Source organism: Streptomyces sp. SM11, assembly GCF_002910905.1.
In the GTDB taxonomy this organism is placed as follows: Bacteria; Actinomycetota; Actinomycetes; order Streptomycetales; family Streptomycetaceae; genus Streptomyces.
On record NZ_NEUE01000135.1, the window covers coordinates 65,270 to 86,835 of the forward strand.

Below are 21,566 nucleotides of genomic sequence, written 5' to 3' on the forward strand. Positions count from 1 at the left end.
GGGCGGGCATGAACTACGAGGACCGTGGGACGGGCGTGGGCGACGAGGCGCGCGGGACGGGCGTGGGGGCCAGGGTCTTTCGTTTGGATCAGGTCGGATCAGGGAGCGGGGTCCGGTGCGTGCAGCTGCAAGGCGGAGGAGGGAGTCACTGCGGAGCATTGGCGACTGACGACAACGCCGCAGGTGCACGCACCGGACCCCGCGAGCCCGACATGATCCAAACGAGAGGCCCTGGGGCGGAGTGGGGTCTGCCGCAGGCGGAGGAAGAGGTACGGAGCCGGCGCGGCGCCGCCGAACAGGACCCCGCCACCGGCCTGCCCGCCCTGGCCGCCGCTCTCGTCGGCCTCTCCGAACTCCGCGCCGAGGCCGGGGAGGTACGGCGGGCGATCGCACCGGCCGAGGAGGCGGCCGGGATCTACCGGTCCCTCGACGAGGAGGGGTCCGGCGGCTTCACGCCCGAGCTGGCCGGGGCCCTGCACCAGTGGTCGGACCGGCTCGCCGCCGCCGGGGACAGCACGGGCGCCCTGCCCCCGGCGAAGGAGGCCGCGCGGATCTACGCCGAGCTCGGCATGAAGCGCCCCGGGGACTACCAGGCGGAGCTGGCCCTGACCATGGGCGCCCTGGGCGACCGCGTGGCCGACACCGGGGACCGGGCGACCGCCGTACCGTTCGCGAAGCAGTCCGTACGGCTCCAGCGGGAGCTGGTCGACGAGGGGCAGCCGGGGGCGTCCGTACCGGCGCTCGCGGAGTATCTGCTGCGTTACGCCGGCCATCTGGCCGGGTCGGGTGAGCCGGTGGAGGCCGTGCCCCGGACCGAGGAGTCGGTGGGCTTCCTCCGGCACCTGGCGGCGGACGAGCCGGAGGTCTACCTTCCACGGCTGGCCACGGCTCTGCGCACCCTCGGCGGCCACCGCGCGGCCGTGAGCGACGCCTCCGGGGCGGTCGAGGCGACCACGGAGGCCGTGAGCCTCTTCCGGGACCTCGCCGCGCAGCGGTCGGCCCTCTTCCGCCCGGAGCTGGCCAGAGCGCTCGACGGCCTGGCCGGTCATCTCAGCGGGGCCGGCGATCCGGCGGCGGGGCTGCGGGCGGCGGAGGAAGCCGTGGCTCTCCACCGCGAGCGGGCCGCCGAACAGGCCGCCGAGCGGGCGCAGACCTTCCGGCCCGGCCTCGCCGCCGCCCTGCGCACCCAGGCCCGGTGTCTGGCCGCCACCGGGGACCCGGTGGGTGCCCTGCCCCCGGTACGGGAGGCCGTCGAGCTGCTGCGGGAGGAGGGGGACACCGTGCTGGCCGAGCTGGCCGGGGCCCTTCAGACGCTCGGTACGTACGTGGAGCTGGAGGGCGACGCGGAGGGGGCGGTGGAGGCGTTCTGGGAGGCGGTGGCGCTCCACCGGTCCCTGGCGCTGGAGCGCCCGGGTGCCGCCGCGGCCCCGGTCACCGCCCTGGTGTCGGCCCTGGACGACCTGACCCGGGCGCTCGCGCGTACGGGCGAGCACGCGGCGGCGATCGAGGAGTTCGACGAGACCGTCAAGGAGTTCACCGCGGCCGATCCGGCGACCGCCCGGCGCCTGGGCGTGGAGCGGAGCGCCTTCCTGCTGCGCTGCCCCGACCCGCGCCCGGCGACCGGGGTGACCGAGCTGGTGCGGTGGCTCGACGAGGACGGGGAGGCCGCCGGGAGCCCGGACACCGTGACCGTACGGGCCCGGCAGGCGCTGCGTGCGTACGGGGACACCGCGGCGGTGCACACGGCGTGGGAGGAGGAGACCTTCACGCCCGTGCCGGACTGGCTCGCCCTGCCGCCGGAGACGCTCGACCTCGTCAGCGCCTGGATCTTCTCGCCCAACTGGCCCCGGTCCCGCGACTTCTGGTCCGAGCACGCCGAGGCGCTCGGCAGCTCGGGAGCGGCGACGGCCCTGGACGAGCTGGCGGTCCTGGACCCACGCGGTGCGCAGCGGCACGCCCTGCTTCGCGAGGCCGTCCTCGTCCACGGGGTGACCGCCGCCTACGATCCGCTGATCCTGCAGGAGCAGTTGGCCCAGTGGCTGGAGTGCGCGGACTGGACGGAGTCACGGGCGTACCTGGAGGAGCACCCGCGCCTCCTGACCGTACAGCCGCCCGACGCCACCCCGCTGGCCCACGTCGCGATGCTCGACATCGGCCGCGCCGAGGGCCTGGACGCCGCGTACCGCCTCGTCGAGGACCGCGAGACCCTCCAGGCGTACGTGGACCGGGCGCTGGAGGCCGGGGACGGCACCGCGCTGATGCACGGCGGGGGCATCGAGGGCCAGGTCTTCGGCGACCGGCTCTCCTCACTCACCCACGCGCAGGTGGCCCTGGTGCTCGCCGGGGCCACCGAGGGCTTCGAACCTGACGACCTGGCCGCGCTCCGGCACAGGGCCGACGAGGAGACCCGCGCCCGGCTGGTACGGGAGACGGCCGCCGTCGCCGCCCGCCACCCCGACCGGCACGGGGAGACACTGCGCCGGATCGTCGAGGCGCTCGGCGGGGCCGCCTGAGAACCACGCGTATGCCGCCGGGAGGGGCGGCGCGAGACCCGCGCCGCCCCTCAGTCGGCACTCTCGCTGAGCACCGCCCGCTGGCGCAGCAGCAGCTACAGCAACACGAACGGGGGCGAATGCGTGGAGGTCAGCGACGACTTCCCCGGACTCGTCCCCGTACGTGACAGCAAGAACCCCACCGGACCCGCACTCGTCCTCCAGGCCACCGCCTGGGACGCGTTCGTCTCCTCGATCAAGTAGGCGGGAAACCCGGAAGGGGCCTGTCCCACGCACCCGCGTGGGACAGGCCCCTTACCCTCTGCCTCAGGCCTGCGCGGGCTCGGCCTCGCGGGCCTCCTCCGGCTCCGGCAGGTCCGGTACGCCCGCCTTGGCCGCGCGCTTGGCGGCCTTCTTCCTGGCGCGGCGTTCCTTGCGGAGCTCGACCATCGCGTACAGCGTCGGCACGAGCAGCAGGGTCAGCAGCGTGGAGCTGATCAGGCCGCCGATCACCACGACGCCCAGCGGCTGCGAGATGAAGCCGCCGTCGCCGGTGACGCCGAGCGCCATCGGGAGCAGGGCGAAGATGGTCGCCAGCGCCGTCATCAGGATCGGGCGGAAGCGGTGGCGGCCGCCTTCGATGACGGCTTCCACGATGCCCAGGCCCTGGGCGCGGTACTGGTTGATCAGGTCGATCAGCACGATCGCGTTGGTGACCACGATGCCGATGAGCATCAGCAGGCCGATCATCGCCGGAACGCCCAGCGGCGTGCCCGTGATGAGCAGGAGGGCCAGGGCGCCGGTCGCCGCGAACGGGACGGAGACCAGCAGGATCAGCGGCTGGACGAGCGACCGGAACGTGGCCACCAGCAGCATGAAGACGATCGCGATGGCCGCCAGCATGGCGAGGCCGAGCTGCGCGAAGGCTTCGTTCTGGTCCTCGGTGACGCCGCCGATGGTGGCGGTCGCGCCCTCGGGGAGGTCCAGGGCGTCGATCTTCTTGGCGAGATCGGTGCCGACCGCGCCGGTGTTGTCGCCGACGGGCTTGGCGGTGATCGTCGCCGAGCGCTGTCCGTCGATCCGGGTCATCGAGACCGGGCCGGGGACGACCTTCACGTCGGCGATGTCGCCGAGCTTGACCGGGCCGAGCGGCAGGGCCTTCAGTTCGGCCATGGTGGCGGCCGGGCTGGAGGACCGGATGACGATGTCGCGCTCGGTGTCGTCCAGCGTCGCGGTGCCGGCGGGCGTACCGCGTACGGCTCCGGCCACGATTCCGCCGAGGGCCGCGGAGTCGAATCCGGCGGCGGCCGCCTTGTCGTTGGCGGTGACGGAGATGCGCGGGACGCTCTGCGCCAGGTCGCTCTGGACGTCGGTGACGTCCTTGATGGTGGCGACCTCGGTGCGGACCGCCTCGGCGGCCTTGTTCAGGACGTCCCCGTCGGCGGCCTTGACCACGACGCTCAGGTCCTGGGAGCCGAAGCCGTCGCCGGCGGCGATGGTGGTGTCGCCGATCCCGTCGAGCGCGCCGAGGGCCTCGTCGATACGGTCCTGGGCGTCCTTGTAGTCCGCGGCGTCCTTCAGGGTGACCTGGTAGGAGGCCTGGTTGGCGCCGGTGCCGCCACCGAAGGCGGCCAGGAAGCCGGAGGAGCCGACGGTGACCTGGTAGTCCTTGACGCCCTTGTCCTGCTGAAGGACCTTCTCGACCTTGCGGGCCGCGTCGTCGGCGGCTTCCAGGCTGGTGCCGGGGGTGAGTTCCTGCTTGACGGTCAGGACCTCCTGCTCGCCCGCGTCGAAGAAGTTCGTCTTCAGCAGCGGGACCATCCCGAAGGTGCCGAAGAGCACGGCGACGGCGATGACGAGGCTGGTGACCCGGCGGCGGGTCGCGAAGCGCAGGACCGGGACGTAGATCCGCTGGAGCCTGCTGGCCGCTTCCTTCTCCTCGGCGAGGAGCCGGGCTTCCGCCGCGTCCTCGGGGGTGCCCTTGGGGGCGCGCAGGAACCAGAACGACAGCACCGGCACCACGGTGAGCGAGACCAGCAGGGAGGCCAGCAGGGCCGCGGTGACGGTCAGCGAGAACGAGCCGAAGAGCTGGCCGACCATGCCGCCGACCAGACCGATGGGCAGGAAGACCGCGACGGTGGTGAGGGTGGCGGAGGTGACCGCTCCGGCGACCTCCTTGACCGCGGTGATGATCGCCGCGTGGCGCTCCTCGCCGTAGCCGAGGTGACGCTTGATGTTCTCCAGGACCACGATCGAGTCGTCGACGACCCGGCCGATGGCGATGGTGAGCGCCCCGAGCGTGAGCATGTTGAGCGACAGGTCGCGGGTCCAGAGCACGATCAGCGCGAGGACGATCGAGAGCGGGATGGAGACCGCGGTGACCAGCGTCGAGCGGATCGAGGCGAGGAAGACCAGGATCACGACGACCGCGAAGACCAGGCCGAGCGCGCCCTCCGTGGTCAGGCCCGAGATCGCCTTGGAGACGGCGGGGCCCTGGTCGGAGACGACCGTCAGCTCGGCGCCGCTGCCCAGGTCCTTGCGGAGGTCGGGAAGCTTGTCCTTGACGGCGTCCGAGATGGCGACGGCGCTGCCGTCCTTGTCCATCGTCGCCATCACGGCGAGGCTCGGCCTGCCGTTGGTGCGGGTGATGGAGACCGCCGTGGACGGCTCCTGCTTCACCTCGGCGACATCGCCGACGCGCACCGGCTTTCCGGGCTCGCCGCCCGCCGGGTCCTTGGCGACGACCTGGAGGTCCTCGATCTGCCGCAGCGAGGTGAAGGCGCCGCCGACCTGGACGGTGCGGCTCTTGCCGGACTCGGAGAAGGAACCGGCCGGCACGGTGGCGCCGCCCGCCTGGAGGGCCTGGGAGAGCGTGCCCGCGTTCAGGCCGGCCTCGGCGAGCTTCTTGTCGTCGGGGACGACGGAGACCTGGAGGTCCCGCACGCCGTCCACCGTGACCTGGCCGACGCCGTCGATGTCCTCAAGGGCCGGGACGACCGTGCGGTCGAGCTGGTCGGCGAGGACCTGCTGGTCCTTGTCGGAGGTGACGGCGAGGACCACGGTCGGGATGTCGTCCGTGGAACCGGCGACGACCTGCGGGTCGACGCCGTCGGGCAGCTGGGCGCGGGCCCGGTTGACCGCCTGCTGGATGTCCGCGACGAGCTGCTTGGTGCCCTCGTCGCCGAAGTCGAAGGTCGCCATGATGAGGGCGTTGCCCTCGCTGGCGGTGGAGGTGACGCCCTCGACGCCGTCGACGGCCTTGAGGGAGTTCTCCAGGGGCTCGACGACCTGCTTCTCGACCACATCGGGAGACGCACCCTGGTAGGGCGCCAGCACCGAGACCATCGGCAGTTCGATGGTCGGCAGCAGCTGCTGCTTGAGCTGCGGGATCGCTATCGCGCCGAAGACCAGCGCGACAATCGAGATCAGCCCGATCAGGGCCCTTTGCGCGAGGCTGAATCTGGACAGCCAGGACATGGGTGGGTCTCTCTTCTGTGGCGTACGCGGCAGATGGGCGGGGAGGGAAACAGGGGGACACCTCCAGCCCAGTCCCACGATCTCCGATCCGCGTCGCCGAGTCGTCGCCCCTCGGGCTGCATTCTTATGCCGCGCATACCGCAGGTGGAGTACGCCGTTGTACGCCCCAGCTCCACCCGGTCAGTCCGCTCGGGGGCGCACCAGGCCCGATTCGTAGGCGACTACCACCAGTTGGGCCCGGTCCCGGGCCCCCAGCTTCGCCATCGCCCGGTTCACATGGGTCTTGACGGTGAGCGGGCTGACCGCGAGCCGCTCGGCGATCCGGTCGTTGGAGTGGCCGCCCGCGACCTGCACCAGCACCTCGCGTTCGCGGCCGGTGAGCGCCGCCAGCCGCTCCGCGTACTCCGCGTTGTCCGGTCCCTCCCCCGCGCTGCCGCCCTGGGCCAGGAACGTGGCGATGAGCCCCTTGGTGGCCGTCGGGGAGAGCAGCGCCTCGCCGGCCGCGGCGATCCGGATGGCGTTGAGGAGTTCGTCCGGCTCCGCGCCCTTGCCGAGGAAGCCGGAGGCTCCGGCGCGCAGCGACTGGACCACGTACTCGTCGACCTCGAAGGTGGTGAGCATGACCACCCGCACCGCGGACAGTTCCGGGTCGGCGCTGATCATGCGGGTCGCGGCGAGCCCGTCGGTGCCCGGCATCCGGATGTCCATGAGCACCACGTCGGGGCCCGTGGCGCGGGCCAGCTCGACCGCCCGGGCCCCGTCGGCGGCCTCGCCGACCACCTCCATGTCCGGCTCGGAGTCCACCAGCACCCGGAACGCGCTGCGCAGCAGCGCCTGGTCGTCGGCGAGCAGGACCTTGATGGGTACGGCCGGCGCCTCGGGCGTCGGCGTCGGCGACGACGTCTGTTGGGTCATCGGCAGTGCCCCGTCCCGCCCGCTGTGCCCGGCCGCTCCGGTTCACCCGTGCGGGCCTCGACCGGAAGGATCGCATGGACCCGGAACCCGCCGCCGTACCGAGGCCCCGCGGAGAGGACGCCGCCGAGGGCGGTGACGCGTTCGCGCATGCCGACCAGGCCGTGGCCGCCGCTGTCCAGGCCGTCGGCGGCGGTGCCGCCCGGTCCGGCGCCGGGCTGCCGGGAGGCGCTTCCCCGGCCGTTGTCGAGCACGGTGACCTCGGCGGTGGCGCCGACCCGTACGACGCTCACCTCGGCCTTGGCCCCGGCACCCGCGTGCTTGCGGACGTTGGTGAGGGCCTCCTGGATGACCCGGTAGGCAGCCAGGTCGACGGCGGCGGGCAGCCCGGCCCCGCGGTCGGCGCAGGCCACCTCGACGGGCAGCCCGGCGTTGCGGAAGGTGCCGACCAGTTCGCCGAGGACGGCGAGCCCGGGGGCCGGTTCGGTGGGTGCCTCGGGGTCGCCCTGCTGGCGCAGGAGGCCGACGGTGACCCGGAGTTCGCTGAGCGCGGAGCGGCTGGCGTCGCGGACGTGGGCGAGCGCTTCCTTGGCCTGGTCCGGGCGTTTGTCCATGACGTGGGCGGCGACCCCGGCCTGGACGTTGACCAGGGCGATGTGATGGGCGACGACGTCGTGGAGGTCCCGGGCGATCCGCAGCCGCTCCTCGGCGACCCGGCGGCGGGCCTCCTCCTCACGGGTGCGCTCGGCCCGCTCGGCGCGCTCCCGGATCGCGTCGACGAACGCGCGCCTGCTGCGTACGGCGTCCCCGGCGGCCCCCGCCATCCCTGTCCAGGCGAACACGCCGAGGTTCTCCTGGCTGTACCAGGGCGTCGAACCGAAGGCCATGGCGGCCGCCGTGAGCGCCCCCATGGTGAGCAGCCCGACTCGCCAGGTGGTGGGGCGGTCGGTGCGCGAGGCGACCGTGTAGAGGGCGATGACCGCGCTCATGACGACCGGGGCGGGCGGGTCCATCAGCACGTACTCGGCGGCCGAGAGGATGCCGGTGGCGGCGAGCACCGCCATCGGACGCCGCCGCCGCTGGACCAGGGCGAGGGCGCTCAGCACCATCAGGAGCACGCTGAGCGGCTCGGGAGTGCGGGTGCCGAACGTCGGCCCGTGTCCGGTGCCCGGGTCGGCGAAGGAGCCGCAGATCATCGCGACGAGGGCGCCGAAGGCCAGCGTCGCGTCGAACGCGAGGGGATGGTCCCGGAGCCAGCGGCGGGCGTGCGCGAAGCCGGACGAGAGGGTGGTCACGTCCGGCAACGGTACGCGGCCGCTCCACGGGCCCGCCGGGGGCCGGCCCGTGGAATCAGCTGGGGATGAGACCGTCGTCACCGAGCATGGCGGTGACGTCTTCGAGGGTGGCGTCGGGCGCCGGCAGGATCAGCTCGGACGGCTCCAGGGAGTCGTCCGGCAGCGGAGTGCCGAGCTCGCGCACCTTGTCCAGGAGCGCGTGGAGAGTCGTGCGGAAGCCGGGGCCGTCGCCGCTCTCCATCTCCTTCAGCAGGACGTCGTCGAGCTCGTTCAGTTCGACGACATGACTGTCGGCCAGCTTGACCTGGCCCTCCCCCATGATCCGTACGATCATGACGCTGCCCTTACTGCTTGTCGAACTTGTGCGGGGACGACTGCTGCGACTGCGGCGCACTGTCCTGGGCGCCGCCCTCGATGGCCTGCTGCGAGGACGAGGAGCCGCCGGCCAGCTCGGCCTTCATGCGCTGCAGCTCCAGCTCCACATCGCTGCCACCGGAGATCCGGTCCAGCTCGGCGGCGATGTCGTCCTTCGCCGTGCCGGTCGGGTCGTCCAGCGCACCGGAGGCGAGCAGCTCGTCGATGGCGCCGGCCCGCGCCTGGAGCTGCTGCGTCTTGTCCTCGGCCCGCTGGATCGCGAGGCCCACGTCGCCCATCTCCTCGGAGATCCCGGAGAAGGCCTCGCCGATCCGGGTCTGGGCCTGCGCCGCCGTGTAGGTGGCCTTGATGGTCTCCTTCTTCGTGCGGAAGGCGTCCACCTTGGCCTGCAGCCGCTGGGCCGCGAGGGTGAGCTTCTCCTCCTCGCCCTGCAGCGTGGTGTGCTGCGTCTCCAGGTCGGTGACCTGCTGCTGGAGGGCGGCACGCCGGGACAGCGCTTCGCGCGCCAGGTCCTCGCGGCCCAGCGCCAGCGCCTTGCGGCCCTGGTCCTCCAGCTTGGACGACTGGCCCTGCAGCTGGTTCAGCTGCAGCTCCAGGCGCTTGCGGGACGTCGCGACGTCCGCGACGCCGCGACGCACCTTCTGAAGCAGCTCCAGCTGCTTCTGGTACGAGTAATCCAGGGTCTCGCGCGGATCCTCGGCCCGGTCAAGGGCCTTGTTTGCCTTCGCGCGGAAAAGCATCCCCATACGCTTCATGACACCGCTCATGGGCTTCGCGCGCCCCCTTCTGACGAACTGAGCTCCAGCACTCCCGATAGAACCCACAGTACGGGCCCTGTCTCCATTACCGCACTGTCCGAGTCCCGATGTGCTCCTCCCCAAGGACGACTGCACCCCGGGAACGCTCCCGCCCAGGGTGTAGGCGGAGCCCCGGGAAGTCTCTCCGACGTACGCCGGAACAGGTGGTTAACACCCGTATCGGCCCGTCGTGGCACTACCGGGGACGCCGTCCGTTGCCGGATCGTTCCCGCCCGGGCTCCCGGGGCCGCGCGGGACCCCGTACCCTTGGGTGTTGTGTTCCGTAGCCGCTCCAAGACAGAGAAGGCCCCCACCGGCAAGGTGACGGCGGACCTCTCCCAGCAGCCCCGCGACCCGCAGGCTCCCAAGGGTCGCCCCACCCCCAAGCGCAGCGAGGCCCAGACGCAGCGCCGACGCGCCGCGTCCAGCGCGCCGACCGACCGCAAGGCGGCCGTGAAGCGCCAGCGCGAAGCGCGCCGCGCCGACCTGGCCAGGCAGCGTGAGGCGCTCGCGTCGGGCGACGAGCGCTACCTCCCGATCCGTGACAAGGGCCCGGTCAGGCGCTTCGTCCGCGATTACGTGGACTCACGCTTCTGCGTCGCCGAGTGGTTCCTGCCGCTCGCCGTGATCATCCTGATCCTCAGCGTGATCCAGGTGCAGAACATCCAGAGCATCTCGCTGCTGCTCTGGCTCGGCGTGATCATCCTGATCGTGATCGACTCGATCGGTCTGTCGATGCGCCTGAAGAAGCAGCTGCGCGAGCGCTTCCCGGACACGCCGAAGCGCGGAGCCGTGGCGTACGGCCTGATGCGCACGCTCCAGATGCGCCGACTGCGGCTTCCGAAGCCGCAGGTCAAGCGCGGAGAGCGGCCCTGAGTACGGAGACCTCCGGCTTCACCGGGGTCTCCTCGGCATGGCCGGCAGGTCCCGTCGGCGTACGCGACCGGGTTCGCCAGGAGCTCGTCGGGCGGCAGCTGGACGAGCAGATAGCCGCGCGGTTCCCGGTGGGGCAGCGGCTGCGCGTCCTGGACGTCGGCATGGGCCGGGGCACGCAGGCGCTGCGACTGGCGCGGGCCGGTCACTCGGTGACCGGCCTGGAGTCGGACGCCGAGATGCTGGCGGCGGCCCGTGCGTGCCTGGCGACCGAGCCGGAGGGCATCCGGGAGCGCGTCAGGCTCATCGAGGGCGACGGCCGGGACACCGGTGTGCACTTCCTGCCCGGCAGTTTCGACCTGGTGCTGTGCCACGGCGTCCTGATGTACGTCGAGGAGCCGGACCCGATGCTGGCCGGGCTCGCCCGGATGCTGGCCCCCGGTGGTCTGCTCTCCCTGCTCGTACGGAACGCGGACGCGCTCGCGATGCGCCCGGGGATCGCCGGTGACTTCGGCGCGGCCCTGACCGCCTTCGACACCGCCACGTACACCGACCACCTCGGCCACACGGTGCGCGCCGACCGGCTCGACGCCCTGCGGGCCACGCTCGCGGGCATCGCCGCACCACTGCACGCCTGGTACGGGGTGCAGGTCTTCACGGACCACGTCGGACACGACGAGGAGCTGCCGGCCGAGGAGCTGGAGCGGGTCCTCACCCTGGAGGACCGGGCCGGGCGGACCGACCCGTACCGGGGTGTGGCGGCGCTGCTGCATCTGTGCGGAGTGCGCGGCTAGCAGCGCACGGCTGGTGTTGCGGGGCGGGCCCGTTCGGCCCATCAGTACGGGCACCCGAACGGGTCGGCCTCCAGACTCCGGATATGGACGCATCCCTCTCCCGCAGCCGGGCGCGCAGGCTGCTGCTTCCCCTGTCCGCGGCCGTCTGCGCCCTCGCCCTCGCGGGCGGCTGCTCCGGTACGGAGCCGGCGGCCCCGGCCCCCGAGGCCCCCGCGTCGGGCACGGCGCAGGGTGCGGTGAAGCGCGCCCCCGACGACCTGCAGAACACCTACCAGGCCGTCATCAACGACGTCCTGCCGTCGGTCGTGCAGATCGACGCCTCGGAGAGCCTCGGTTCCGGGGTCGTCTACGACGACAGGGGGCACATCGTCACCAACGCCCACGTGGTCGGTGACGAGAAGAAATTCAAGGTCAGCGTCGCCACCGGGCAGGCGGTTCTGAGCGCCTCGCTGGTCTCCTCCTACCCGGAGCAGGACCTGGCCGTGATCAAGCTCGACGAAGTGCCGGACGGGCTGAAACCCGCGAAGTTCGGCGACGCGGGGAAGGTCGCGGTGGGGCAGATCGTGATGGCGATGGGCTCGCCGCTCGGCCTGTCCAGCAGCGTCACCCAGGGCATCGTCTCCGCGCTCGGCCGGACCGTGAGCGAGAGCCGGGCGGGCGGCGGCACGGGCGCGACGATCGCCAACATGGTGCAGACGTCCGCGGCGATCAACCCGGGCAACAGCGGCGGGGCGCTCGTCGACCTGGACAGCCAGGTGATCGGCATTCCGACCCTCGCGGCGACCGACCCGCAGATGGGCGACAGCGCGGCGCCGGGCATCGGCTTCGCGATCCCCGTCTCGATGGTGAGGACGGTCGCCGACCAGATCATCAAGGACGGCAGGGTCACCGACTCGGGCCGGGCCGCGCTGAACATCACGGGCCGCACGGTCGTCGACGACAACTACCGCCCCGCCGGGGTGGCGCTGGTCAGCGTGGACCGGGGCGGGGCCGCGGCCGAGGCGGGGCTGAGGGCCGGGGACACCATCACGAAGATCGGGGACGCCGAGGTCACCACGGTCACCTCGCTCGCCGAGGCCCTGGCGGACGACGAGCCGGGCCAGCGGGTGACCGTGACGTACACACGCGACGACGAGAGCCGGACGGCGGAGGTCACGCTCGGCGAGATCTGATCCGAAGACGCCGGAAGGGCGGGCGGTACGGGAAGATACCCGTACCGCCCGCCCTTCGGCCGTACCGCTGCCGCCCGAACGTCAGGCGCTGTCGGCCTGCAGGCTCATCGGGCCGTAGATCCTGGTCGCGTCCTCGAAGAGCGTCACCTGTGCGGCGCCGCCCTCCAGGAGCTCTTTCCAGTACTCACCGATCCAGGACTCCGCGTCGCCCTGGGTGGTGAACTCCTCCGGCTGCAGCGCCGGTTCCGTCTCCGTACCGTCGGACTTCTCGAACCGCCACGTCCACGCCATGCCAGCCTCCCGGGTCACGTTGCTGCCCGAAGCGTAGCCGGACGCGCACCTCGCGGGGGGACGCGGGAGGATCAAGGGGTGGAACTGACTCTGCTCGGCACCGGAGCCCCTGACGGGCTGCCGCGCCCCTCCTGCCCCTGCGCGGCCTGCGCCTCGGCCCGCGGCCCGTGGGCGCGGGCCGCGACAGCCCTGCTGGTCGACGACGCGCTGCTGCTGGACCTCACCCCCGGGGCGGTGTTCGCGGCCGCCCGTGCCGGGCATTCGCTGGGCGCGGTCCGTCAGGTGCTGCTGACCCACCCGCACGACGGTCCCGCCCTCGAACTGCCCGCCCTGCTGCCGTCGGCCGGGCGGGTGCCGGACGGCCAGGTCCTGACGCTGATCAGCGGGCACCGGGTGCGGGCGGTGGCGATGGACGCCCCGGGAACCGGGTACGAGGTGACCTCCCCGGAGGGCGAGCGGCTGCTGTACCTGCCGCCGGGGGCCGCGCCCTCGGGTCTCGACGGGCGGGTGGACCGGCCGTACGACATGGTCGTCTGCGATGTGATCGCGCGCCCCGACGCGGTGGCCCGGCTCCGGTCGGCCGGCGCGGTCGGCCCGACGACCGAGGTGATCGCGGTCCACCTCGACCACGAGGCCCCGCCGGGCGCCGAGCTGGAGCGGCGGCTCGCGGCGGCCGGGGCGCGGACGGTGCCGGACGGGACGACGCTGGTGGTCGGCGAGTACCACGCGGTGCCGGACGTGCCGCGCCGGGTGCTGGTGACGGGGGGCGCGCGGTCGGGGAAGTCGCTGGAGGCGGAGCAGCGCCTGGAGACGTTCCCGGAGGTGGTGTACGTGGCGACCGGCGGCCGCCGCGACGGGGACCCGGAGTGGGCCGCGCGGGTCGGACTGCACCGGGAGCGCAGGCCCGGCGCCTGGCGGACCGAGGAGACCTGCGAGCTCACCGGGCTGCTGGCCGTGGACGGGCCGCCGCTGCTGATCGACTGTCTGTCGCTGTGGCTGACCGACGCGATGGACCGGGTGGCGGCCTGGGAGGACGAGCGGTGGCACGACGGCGGCGAGACGGCGTTGCGGGAGCGGGTCGCGGAGCTGGTCGCGGCGGTGCGCGGGACCAGGCGGCCGGTGGTGCTGGTGACCAACGAGGTGGGGTCGGGGGTGGTTCCGGCGACGTCGGCGGGGCGGCGGTTCCGGGACGAGCTGGGGCGGCTGAACGCGGCGGTGGCGGCCGAGTGCGAGCAGGTGCTGCTGGTGGTGGCGGGGCAGGCGCTGGTGCTGCGGGGGCAGGGGGTGTCCGGCGGGTCGGGGCCGGGCACCTTCTAGGGGGTGTCTGACCATTCCCGTCGTCGCCGCAGGGCGGCCGCGCGGCGTCGGGTGCGTGCTCTCGGCGTGCCGGCCCCAGGCCCTCGTACTGGACGTACTTGGGCCTGGGGTCGGTGCGGCGGGAGTGCGTGCATGGCGTCGTGAGGCAGACGGGAATGGCAAACACCCCCGAGGGGGCGGTGCTGTCGGCTGCCGGGGTCGTCGGGCCGTGCTGCTCGCGGCCGGGCCCGCCCCGTGGGCCGACCGGTACTGTTCCGGGCAGGGCGTGTCCGGCCTATCCGATCAAGATCCGCCGGACGCGCCCCGGGGGCCCGCCGCCGGGTTCCCGCACCGGACCCGACGTGACGACCCGCGAGGCAGACCTCCGTGAACCTGGACGACTTCTCCGACCTGATCCAACGCCCCGACGGGGGTGTACGGCGCGATGCCGAGGAGCGGCGCGAGCGGCTGACGGTACCCCCGGGGGCGCTCGGGCGGCTCGACGAGCTGGGCGAGTGGCTCAGCGCCGCGCAGCAGTCCGTGCCGGTCAGGGCCGTCGAACAGCCGCGTCTGGTGCTCTTCGCCGGTGACCACGGGGTGGCGGAGCTGGGCGTCTCCGGCCGGCCGGCGGGAAGCGCGTACGAGCTGGTGCGGGCCGCCCTCGACGGGGCGAGCCCGGTCGCGGTGCTGGCGCGGCGCTTCTCGGTGCCGATGCGGATCGTGGACGTCTGTCTGGACTGCGATCCGGAGCTGCTGCCCGAGTCCGTGGTGCGGCACCGGGTGCGGCGCGGTTCGGGGCGGATCGACGTCGAGGACGCGATCAGCGCGGAGGAGGCCGAGCGGGCGCTCCGTCTGGGCATGGCCATCGCCGACGAGGAGGCGGACTCCGGCACCGATCTGGTGGTGCTCGGCGACCTCAGCGTCGGCGGGACCACGGCCGCGGCCACCCTCGTCGCCGCGCTCTGCGGCACGGACGCCTCCGTGGTGACCGGGCGCGGTGGCGCGGGCATCGACGACCTGGCGTGGATGCGCAAGTGCGCGGCGGTCAGGGACGCGCTGCGCCGGGCCCGGCCGGTGCTCGGCGACCAGCTGGAGCTGCTGGCGACGTCCGGCGGGGCGGACCTGGCGGCGATGACGGGCTTCCTGCTGCAGAGCGCGGTGCGCCGGATGCCGGTGATCCTGGACGGGGTCGTCTCGGCGGCCTGTGCGCTGGTGGCGCAGCGGGCGGCGTTCCGGGCGCCGGACTGGTGGCTGGCCGGCCAGGTCAGCGGGGAGCCGGCGCAGACGAAGGCGCTGGACCGGATGGCGCTGACCCCGCTGCTGGACCACGGGGTGACGGTGGGCGAGGGCAGTGGCGCGCTGCTGGCCCTGCCGCTGGTGCAGGCGGCGGCCGCGCTGGCCGCCGAACTGCCGGAGCGCGAGCCGGAGCGCGAGCCGGAGCAGTCGGAGGACACTGTGGACGCTGTGGACGCGGAGCCGGAGCCGGAGGCAGCGGCCCTCGACGGGGTCTGAGGGCCCCCGGCTCCCCACCCACCGCGCGGACGAGATCGGCGTCACTCGGGTGTCGCTCAACTTCGCGCTGCCCCGGTCCGTCTTCGAGAGGGATCGCGGCTCGGCGCGCATCCGCGCCGAGCCGCACACCGACCGACCGGGGGCCCGTTCCATGTTGTTCGAGGAGAGTGGATGAGCCGTCTCCCGGCCCTGCGCCGGGCGGCGGTACGGGAGTGGGGCCGGCTGTGCACGAACGTACGGCGGGGACTGGCCGGACATGGGGCGCGGGCGCTTCCACTGACGCTGACCGCGGTGGCGCTGACCGCGACCGTCCAGGTGACGCAGAACCAGGCGTGGGGCTACCGGCCGGTGCAGAACCTCGGTGCCGTACGGGCCGAGGACCCGCTGTGGCTCGCCCTCCTGCGTACCCCGTTGTCGCTGTTCGTGCCCGCGCTCGACCTGCCGGTGTGGGGTGCGCTGGCCCAGATCCTGCTGGTGTTCGGCATCGCGGAGGTGTGCCTGGGGCGGTGGCGCACCCTCGCGGTGGCTTATCTGGCGACGCTGGCGGGGACGCTGTACGCGCGGATCGGCATCGCGCTCGGGCCGGAGACGTTCCCCGGGCTGCCCGCCTCCGACGCGCAGGTGGTGGACACCGGCCCGTCGGCGGCGGTCGTGGGACTCGCGGTGTACGTCTGCCACCGGCAACGCGCCTGGTTCACCGGGTCGCTGGTGATCCTCGCGATGGTGGTGGAGGTCCTCGTCAAGGACAACCTGGCGGGCCGCGAGCATCTGGCCGCCATCGTCGCCGTCCTGGTGGTGTGCGGCGTACGGGAGTGGCGCGGGCGGCGGCGCGGCGCTCAGGGCTTGGGCGCGGGCGGCAGCGGGACCCGGTCCGGGGCGCCGCCGATGAGGTCCTGGAACTTCCGGCGCGGCCCGGCCCAGCGCACGTCGTGGTGGTAGGCGCGCAACAGCGCCCTGGAGCGGGCCCGGTGGCGGTGGCGGTAGAAGCGCCTGGCCCACGGCGAGGTGGGGCGGGCCAGCCGGATCGCGCCGACCAGCGCGACGAACGGGACGAGGGTGCCGAGCACCGCCATCCGTGCCTTGCCCTTGAACAGGGCGATCAGGACGAAGCAGAAGTTGGTCGCGTACGTCGTGATGACGCCGAGCCTCCCCTGCTGCTCCTCGTCGGTGACGTCGTCGACGCCGAGCGGGGAGAAGCCCGCCAGGACCAGCAGCACCAGGGAGGCGGTCAGCACGACCACCTCCACACTCTGGCGGCCCTCATCGGTCCAGTACACGTCGTCCAGATGCAGGATCAGGGCGAACTCGTCCAGCACCAGACCTGCCCCCACCCCGAAGATCACCGCGCAGATCCCGGCGGCCACGCCGTGCCGCCCGGCGGCCACCGCGCCGAATCCGCCGATCACCGTCAGCACGACCCCGGGCACCACGTGATGGATGTGCACCCCGCCCGGGGTGATGTTGCGGAACGGGCCCTTCCCGGCGCGGATCATGCGCGTGATGGTGCGGGTGACCGCGAAGGTCAGGACGAAGGCGGCCAGCGCGAGGAGCAGGGGCAGCTTGCCCGGCTCCGCGATGTTGTCGTGCCACCAGTGACCCACGCCACCCACTCCTGATACATCCGCCTTCACTGCGATTTGCCGCGTTTCGGCCAATCTATCGGTGGGCGCCGGCGGCTAGCCTGCGCGCGGTGACCTTCCTGAACAGCCACGGCGTACGTTTCGCCTTCGGCACCCTGACCGTGCTGCCCGTCCGCGTGACCCGCTGGGACCGCGCGACCGCCCGCTCCGGGATGCTCTGCGCCCCGCTCGCCGGGCTCGTCGTGGGACTGCTCGCCGCCGCCCTCGGCACCCTGTCGCTGCTGGCCGGCTCGGGGCCGCTGCTCGCGGCGGTGGCCTCCGTCGCGGTGCCCGCCGCGCTCACCCGGGGGCTGCACCTGGACGGCCTGGCGGACACCGCGGACGGTCTCGGCAGCGGGAAGCCGGCCGAGGACGCGCTGCGGATCATGAAGCAGTCCGACATTGGGCCGTTCGGTGTCATCACGCTGCTCCTGGTCCTGCTGGCCCAGGTCGCGGTCCTCTTCGAGCTGTACGGGGAGGGCTGGGCGCACGGGGCTCTCGGGGCCGTCGTCGCGGGCGTAGCCGCCCGGCTGACGCTGACCCTGGCGTCCCGTCGGGGTGTCCCGGCGGCCCGGCCCGAGGGGCTCGGGGCGACGGTGGCGTCCACGGTGCCGGCCGGGCGCGCGCTGCTCGCGGCGGTGGTGACGGTGATGCTGTGCGCGGCCGCGGGCGCGCCGCTGGGCCCGTACGCGGCGCTGCACCACGCACTCGCGGTGCTCGGCGCGCTCGCCGCCGCCGAACTGCTGCTGCGGCACTGCGTACGGCGGTTCGGCGGGGTCACCGGGGACGTCTTCGGGGGCGTCGAGGAGACCGCGGCGACGGCCGCCCTGGTGGTGCTGGCGCTCGGGACCTGACGGCGCGGCAGCACCGCGACGACCGCCGTACCGACCGCCCCGGCGGTCCGGAACGGCCCGCCGCCGTCACGGAGCAGGAACCGCGCGCGTAGGCTCATTCCCGGCACATCGTCGGGGTCTACGATGCGCCGGGCACGGTCGGCCCACCCCTCGACCGAACTCGAACTCAACGGAAGCGAGAATTCACCACCGTGACTGCTCTCACTCTCAGCACTGCCGGTGCGGCGACGCTGCGCGCCGACGCACTCGTCGTCGGCGTCGCCAAGGGCGCCAAGGGACCGGTCCTGGCACCCGGCTCCGAGGCCGTGGACAAGGCGTTCGACGGAAAGCTCGCCGCCGTCCTCGCGACCCTGGGTGCCACCGGTGCCGAGGGCGAACTGACCAAGCTGCCCGCCGCGTCCGGCCTCAAGGCCCCGGTCGTCGTCGCGGTCGGTCTCGGTCCGGTCCCGGGCAAGGAGGACGCGTACGACGCCGAGGTGCTGCGTCGCGCGGCGGGCACCGCGGCCCGTGCGCTGACCGGTTCCAAGAAGGCCGGCTTCGCGCTGCCCGCCGGCACGGTCGAGGACGCCGCCGCCGTCGCCGAGGGCGCGCTCCTCGGGGCGTACGCCTTCACCGCCTACCAGGGCGGCGAGAACAAGGTGGCGCCCAAGGACGCGAAGTCCAAGGACAACGGCCCGAAACTGCCGCTCGCCGAGGTGGCCCTGCTCGGCGCCAAGCCGCGCGACAAGGCCTACAAGGCGGCCGTCGAGCGCGCCCTGGCCCTGGTCGAGGAGATCAACCGGGCCCGCGACCTGATCAACACCCCGCCGAACGACCTGTACCCCGAGTCCTTCGCCGCCGTGGCCACCGCCGCGGGCAAGGAGCACGGCATCAAGGTCCAGGTCCTCGACGAGAAGGCCCTCGTCAAGGGCGGCTTCGGCGGCATCCTCGGCGTCGGCCAGGGCGCCGAGCGCGGCCCGCGCCTGGTGAAGCTCACCTACACGCACCCGAAGGCGGAGAAGACCCTGGCCCTGGTGGGCAAGGGCATCACCTACGACTCGGGCGGCATCTCGCTCAAGCCGGCCGGCCACAACGAGACGATGAAGTGCGACATGGCCGGCGCCGCCGCCGTGTTCGCCGCCGTCGTCTCGGCCGCCCGCCTGGGCCTGAAGGTCAACGTCACCGGCTGGCTGGCGCTGGCCGAGAACATGCCCTCCGGCAACGCCACCCGCCCGGGCGACGTGCTGCGCATGTACAGCGGCAAGACCGTCGAGGTCCTCAACACCGACGCCGAGGGCCGGCTCGTCCTGGCCGACGCGCTGACCCGTGCCTCGGAGGAGAAGCCGGACGCGATCGTCGACGTGGCGACCCTGACCGGTGCGATGGTGCTGGCGCTCGGCAACCGCACCTTCGGTGTGATGGCCAACGACGACGCCTTCCGCACGTCGATCCACGAGATCGCCGAGGAGGTCGGCGAGCCCTCCTGGCCGATGCCGCTCCCCGCCGACCTGCGCAAGGGCATGGACTCCCCCACCGCCGACATCGCCAACATGGGCGAGCGCATGGGCGGCGGCCTGGTGGCCGGCCTGTTCCTGCAGGAGTTCGTGGGCGAGGGCATCGCCTGGGCGCACCTGGACATCGCGGGCCCGGCCTTCCACGAGGGCGCGCCGTACGGCTACACGCCCAAGGGCGGCACCGGCTCCGCGGTCCGCACCCTGGTGCGGCTCGCCGAGCGCACCGCCGCGGGCGACCTCGGCTGAGTTCCCGCCTTCCGTCGCGTACGGCCCCGGGCATAGGTCCGGGGCCGTACGTGTTCTCGGAGCGGAAGCGGCAAGGATGAGCGGCGACGGGCGAACGGGTTTCGCTCTCGACGAACACCGGCCGAATCCGTAGGTATCTACGCAGCAGTAACCCACCGGGACGGACGATCATCCGTCCCGGACCCGGGCCCCGCGTCCCGCCCACCGTCGACAAGTGCGAAGATGGGTTCTCGGCAGGACAGGGCCCCCACCACAGGGCCGAAGACAAAAGCGGCCGCACACCAGCCGACCGGCCGGTCACACCCCAGCGACGGGGCCCCGGCTTACGGCGCACATGCATGGAGGACGTGACGTGGCGAACGACGCCAGCACCGTTTTCGACCTAGTGATCCTCGGCGGTGGCAGTGGCGGTTACGCCGCGGCCCTGCGCGGAGCGCAGCTGGGCCTGGACGTCGCCCTGATCGAGAAGGGCAAGGTCGGCGGCACCTGCCTGCACAACGGCTGCATTCCCACGAAGGCACTGCTGCACGCGGGCGAGATCGCGGACCAGGCCCGCGAGTCGGCCCAGTTCGGCGTGAAGGCGACCTTCGAGGGCATCGACATGGAGGCCGTCAACAAGTACAAGGACGAGGTGATCTCGGGCCTGTACAAGGGTCTCCAGGGGCTCATCGCCTCGCGCAAGGTCCACTACATCGAGGGTGAGGGCAAGCTCTCGTCCCCGACCTCCGTCGACGTGAACGGCCAGCGTGTCCAGGGCCGCCACGTGCTGCTGGCGACCGGCTCCGTGCCGAAGTCGCTGCCCGGCCTGGAGATCGACGGCAACCGGATCATCTCCTCGGACCACGCGCTGACGATGGACCGCGTGCCGAAGTCCGCGATCGTGCTGGGCGGCGGCGTCATCGGCGTCGAGTTCGCCTCGGCGTGGAAGTCCTTCGGCACCGAGGTCACGATCGTCGAGGGCCTCAAGCACCTCGTCCCGGTCGAGGACGAGAACAGCTCCAAGCTTCTTGAGCGCGCGTTCCGCAAGCGCGGCATCAAGTTCAACCTCGGCACCTTCTTCGACAAGGCCGAGTACACGCAGGACGGCGTCCGCGTGACGCTCGCCGACGGCAAGACCTTCGAGGCGGAGCTGCTGCTCGTCGCCATCGGCCGCGGCCCGGTCTCGCAGGGCCTGGGCTACGAGGAGCAGGGCGTCGCGATGGACCGCGGCTATGTCCTGGTCGACGAGTACATGCAGACCAACGTCCCGACGGTCTCGGCCGTGGGCGACCTCGTCCCGACCCTCCAGCTCGCCCACGTCGGCTTCGCCGAGGGCATCCTGGTGGCGGAACGGCTCGCCGGTCTCAAGACCGTCCCGATCGACTACGACGGCGTGCCCAAGGTGACGTACTGCCACCCCGAGGTCGCCTCCGTCGGCATCACCGAGGCCAAGGCCAAGGAGATCTACGGCGCGGACAAGGTCGTCGCCCTCAAGTACAACCTCGCGGGCAACGGCAAGAGCAAGATCCTCAAGACCGCGGGCGAGATCAAGCTCGTCCAGGTCAAGGACGGTGCCGTGGTCGGCGTCCACATGGTCGGCGACCGTATGGGCGAGCAGGTCGGCGAAGCCCAGCTGATCTACAACTGGGAGGCGCTGCCCGCCGAGGTCGCCCAGCTCATCCACGCACACCCGACGCAGAACGAGGCGATGGGCGAGGCTCACCTGGCGCTGGCCGGCAAGCCTCTCCACGCCCACGACTGATCCCCCGGTCCCGGGCGCGACGACCGACCACTTCCGCATTTTCGTAAGGAGCAACTGAAACCATGTCGGTTTCCGTAACCCTTCCGGCGCTCGGCGAGAGCGTCACCGAGGGCACTGTCACCCGTTGGCTGAAGGCCGAGGGCGAGCGCGTCGAGGCCGACGAGCCGTTGCTCGAGGTCTCGACCGACAAGGTCGACACCGAGATCCCCGCCCCCGCGTCCGGTGTACTGGCCGCCATCAAGGTCGCCGAGGACGAGACCGTCGAGGTCGGCGCCGAGCTGGCCGTCATCGACGACGGCTCGGGCGCTCCGGCCGAGGCCGAGGCCC

At 72.8% G+C, this 21,566-nt stretch carries 19 protein-coding genes; 12 read left to right on the top strand and 7 right to left on the bottom strand.

The annotated features are described in order from the left end of the window. Positions 1 to 8: 8 nt before the first annotated feature. Both B9S58_RS10640 and B9S58_RS10645 read left to right on the top strand, forming a co-directional pair. Complete coding sequence (locus tag B9S58_RS10640; protein WP_103531885.1) at positions 9 to 2,513, top strand: hypothetical protein; 2,505 nt, start codon at positions 9 to 11, stop codon at positions 2,511 to 2,513. 66 nt (positions 2,514 to 2,579) lie between these two features. Continuing rightward, entirely contained in the window at positions 2,580 to 2,756 is a 177-nt protein-coding gene (locus B9S58_RS10645) for a DUF397 domain-containing protein (protein ID WP_103531866.1), read from the top strand. 63 nt (positions 2,757 to 2,819) lie between these two features. Here the strand turns inward: B9S58_RS10645 and B9S58_RS10650 are convergent, their stop codons facing one another. The 5 genes from B9S58_RS10650 to B9S58_RS10670 form a co-directional block, all read right to left on the bottom strand. Further along, positions 2,820 to 5,969 (bottom strand): efflux RND transporter permease subunit, encoded by a 3,150-nt coding sequence (locus tag B9S58_RS10650; protein ID WP_103531867.1) that lies wholly within the window; start codon positions 5,967 to 5,969, stop codon positions 2,820 to 2,822. Between the two features lie 180 nt (positions 5,970 to 6,149). Beyond that, positions 6,150 to 6,884 carry a response regulator transcription factor gene (locus tag B9S58_RS10655; protein ID WP_103531868.1) on the bottom strand — a complete coding sequence of 245 codons (735 nt, stop codon included), beginning with the start codon at positions 6,882 to 6,884 and terminating at the stop codon, positions 6,150 to 6,152. Next, entirely contained in the window at positions 6,881 to 8,176 is a 1,296-nt protein-coding gene (locus B9S58_RS10660; RefSeq protein ID WP_103531886.1) for a sensor histidine kinase, read from the bottom strand. Before B9S58_RS10660 ends, B9S58_RS10655 begins: the two co-directional genes overlap by 4 nt. Before the next feature lie 55 nt (positions 8,177 to 8,231). Next, positions 8,232 to 8,510: a hypothetical protein gene (locus B9S58_RS10665; RefSeq protein ID WP_103531869.1), complete on the bottom strand. Its 279-nt coding sequence runs from the start codon at positions 8,508 to 8,510 to the stop codon at positions 8,232 to 8,234. Positions 8,511 to 8,520: 10 nt separating this feature from the next. After that, positions 8,521 to 9,306, bottom strand: coding sequence for a PspA/IM30 family protein (locus B9S58_RS10670; RefSeq protein ID WP_103531870.1), 786 nt, complete (start codon positions 9,304 to 9,306; stop codon positions 8,521 to 8,523). A 318-nt stretch (positions 9,307 to 9,624) separates the two neighbouring features. On the opposite strand from B9S58_RS10670, the gene B9S58_RS10675 reads away from it, so the two are divergent. The 3 genes from B9S58_RS10675 (at position 9,625) to B9S58_RS10685 (ending at position 12,187) form a co-directional block, all read left to right on the top strand. Further along, on the top strand, positions 9,625 to 10,224 hold the full coding sequence (locus B9S58_RS10675; protein WP_103531871.1) for a DUF3043 domain-containing protein: 600 nt from the start codon (positions 9,625 to 9,627) through the stop codon (positions 10,222 to 10,224). A 98-nt stretch (positions 10,225 to 10,322) separates the two neighbouring features. Then, on the top strand, positions 10,323 to 11,015 hold the full coding sequence (locus B9S58_RS10680; RefSeq protein WP_103531887.1) for a methyltransferase domain-containing protein: 693 nt from the start codon (positions 10,323 to 10,325) through the stop codon (positions 11,013 to 11,015). A gap of 83 nt (positions 11,016 to 11,098) precedes the next feature. Continuing rightward, the gene (locus B9S58_RS10685) at positions 11,099 to 12,187 is read left to right on the top strand and encodes a S1C family serine protease (protein WP_103531872.1); all 1,089 of its coding nucleotides are present in this window, start codon (positions 11,099 to 11,101) and stop codon (positions 12,185 to 12,187) included. Between the two features lie 81 nt (positions 12,188 to 12,268). Here B9S58_RS10685 and B9S58_RS10690 read toward each other — a convergent pair whose 3' ends face one another. After that, the gene (locus B9S58_RS10690) at positions 12,269 to 12,478 is read right to left on the bottom strand and encodes a hypothetical protein (protein WP_103531873.1); all 210 of its coding nucleotides are present in this window, start codon (positions 12,476 to 12,478) and stop codon (positions 12,269 to 12,271) included. Between the two features lie 78 nt (positions 12,479 to 12,556). Here B9S58_RS10690 and B9S58_RS10695 point away from each other — a divergent pair, with 78 nt between their 5' ends. The 3 genes from B9S58_RS10695 to B9S58_RS37915 all read left to right on the top strand — a co-directional run bounded on the left by B9S58_RS10695 (position 12,557) and on the right by B9S58_RS37915 (position 16,225). Beyond that, positions 12,557 to 13,795, top strand: a complete 1,239-nt coding sequence (locus tag B9S58_RS10695) for a bifunctional adenosylcobinamide kinase/adenosylcobinamide-phosphate guanylyltransferase (RefSeq protein ID WP_103531874.1) — start codon at positions 12,557 to 12,559, stop codon at positions 13,793 to 13,795. Positions 13,796 to 14,161: 366 nt separating this feature from the next. After that, positions 14,162 to 15,286: a nicotinate-nucleotide--dimethylbenzimidazole phosphoribosyltransferase gene (cobT, locus tag B9S58_RS10700; RefSeq protein WP_103531875.1), complete on the top strand. Its 1,125-nt coding sequence runs from the start codon at positions 14,162 to 14,164 to the stop codon at positions 15,284 to 15,286. Positions 15,287 to 15,457: 171 nt separating this feature from the next. Next, complete coding sequence (locus B9S58_RS37915; protein WP_181009261.1) at positions 15,458 to 16,225, top strand: hypothetical protein; 768 nt, start codon at positions 15,458 to 15,460, stop codon at positions 16,223 to 16,225. On the opposite strand, the gene B9S58_RS10710 is transcribed toward B9S58_RS37915, so the two are convergent. Beyond that, positions 16,123 to 16,887, bottom strand: coding sequence for a hypothetical protein (locus B9S58_RS10710; protein ID WP_103531876.1), 765 nt, complete (start codon positions 16,885 to 16,887; stop codon positions 16,123 to 16,125). The genes B9S58_RS37915 and B9S58_RS10710 overlap by 103 nt on opposite strands. A gap of 89 nt (positions 16,888 to 16,976) precedes the next feature. Between B9S58_RS10710 and B9S58_RS10715 the strand changes: the two genes are divergently transcribed. From B9S58_RS10715 to B9S58_RS10730, 4 genes are all read left to right on the top strand, one after another. Next, on the top strand, positions 16,977 to 17,759 hold the full coding sequence (locus B9S58_RS10715) for an adenosylcobinamide-GDP ribazoletransferase (RefSeq protein ID WP_103531877.1): 783 nt from the start codon (positions 16,977 to 16,979) through the stop codon (positions 17,757 to 17,759). A 191-nt stretch (positions 17,760 to 17,950) separates the two neighbouring features. Then, entirely contained in the window at positions 17,951 to 19,498 is a 1,548-nt protein-coding gene (locus tag B9S58_RS10720) for a leucyl aminopeptidase (RefSeq protein WP_103531878.1), read from the top strand. Between the two features lie 352 nt (positions 19,499 to 19,850). Continuing rightward, a complete protein-coding gene (gene lpdA, locus B9S58_RS10725) occupies positions 19,851 to 21,239 on the top strand; it encodes a dihydrolipoyl dehydrogenase (RefSeq protein WP_103531879.1) in 1,389 nt (462 codons plus the stop codon). A gap of 62 nt (positions 21,240 to 21,301) precedes the next feature. Further along, a partial coding sequence (locus tag B9S58_RS10730; RefSeq protein WP_308457897.1) for a biotin/lipoyl-containing protein occupies positions 21,302 to 21,566 on the top strand: 265 nt, incomplete at its 3' end.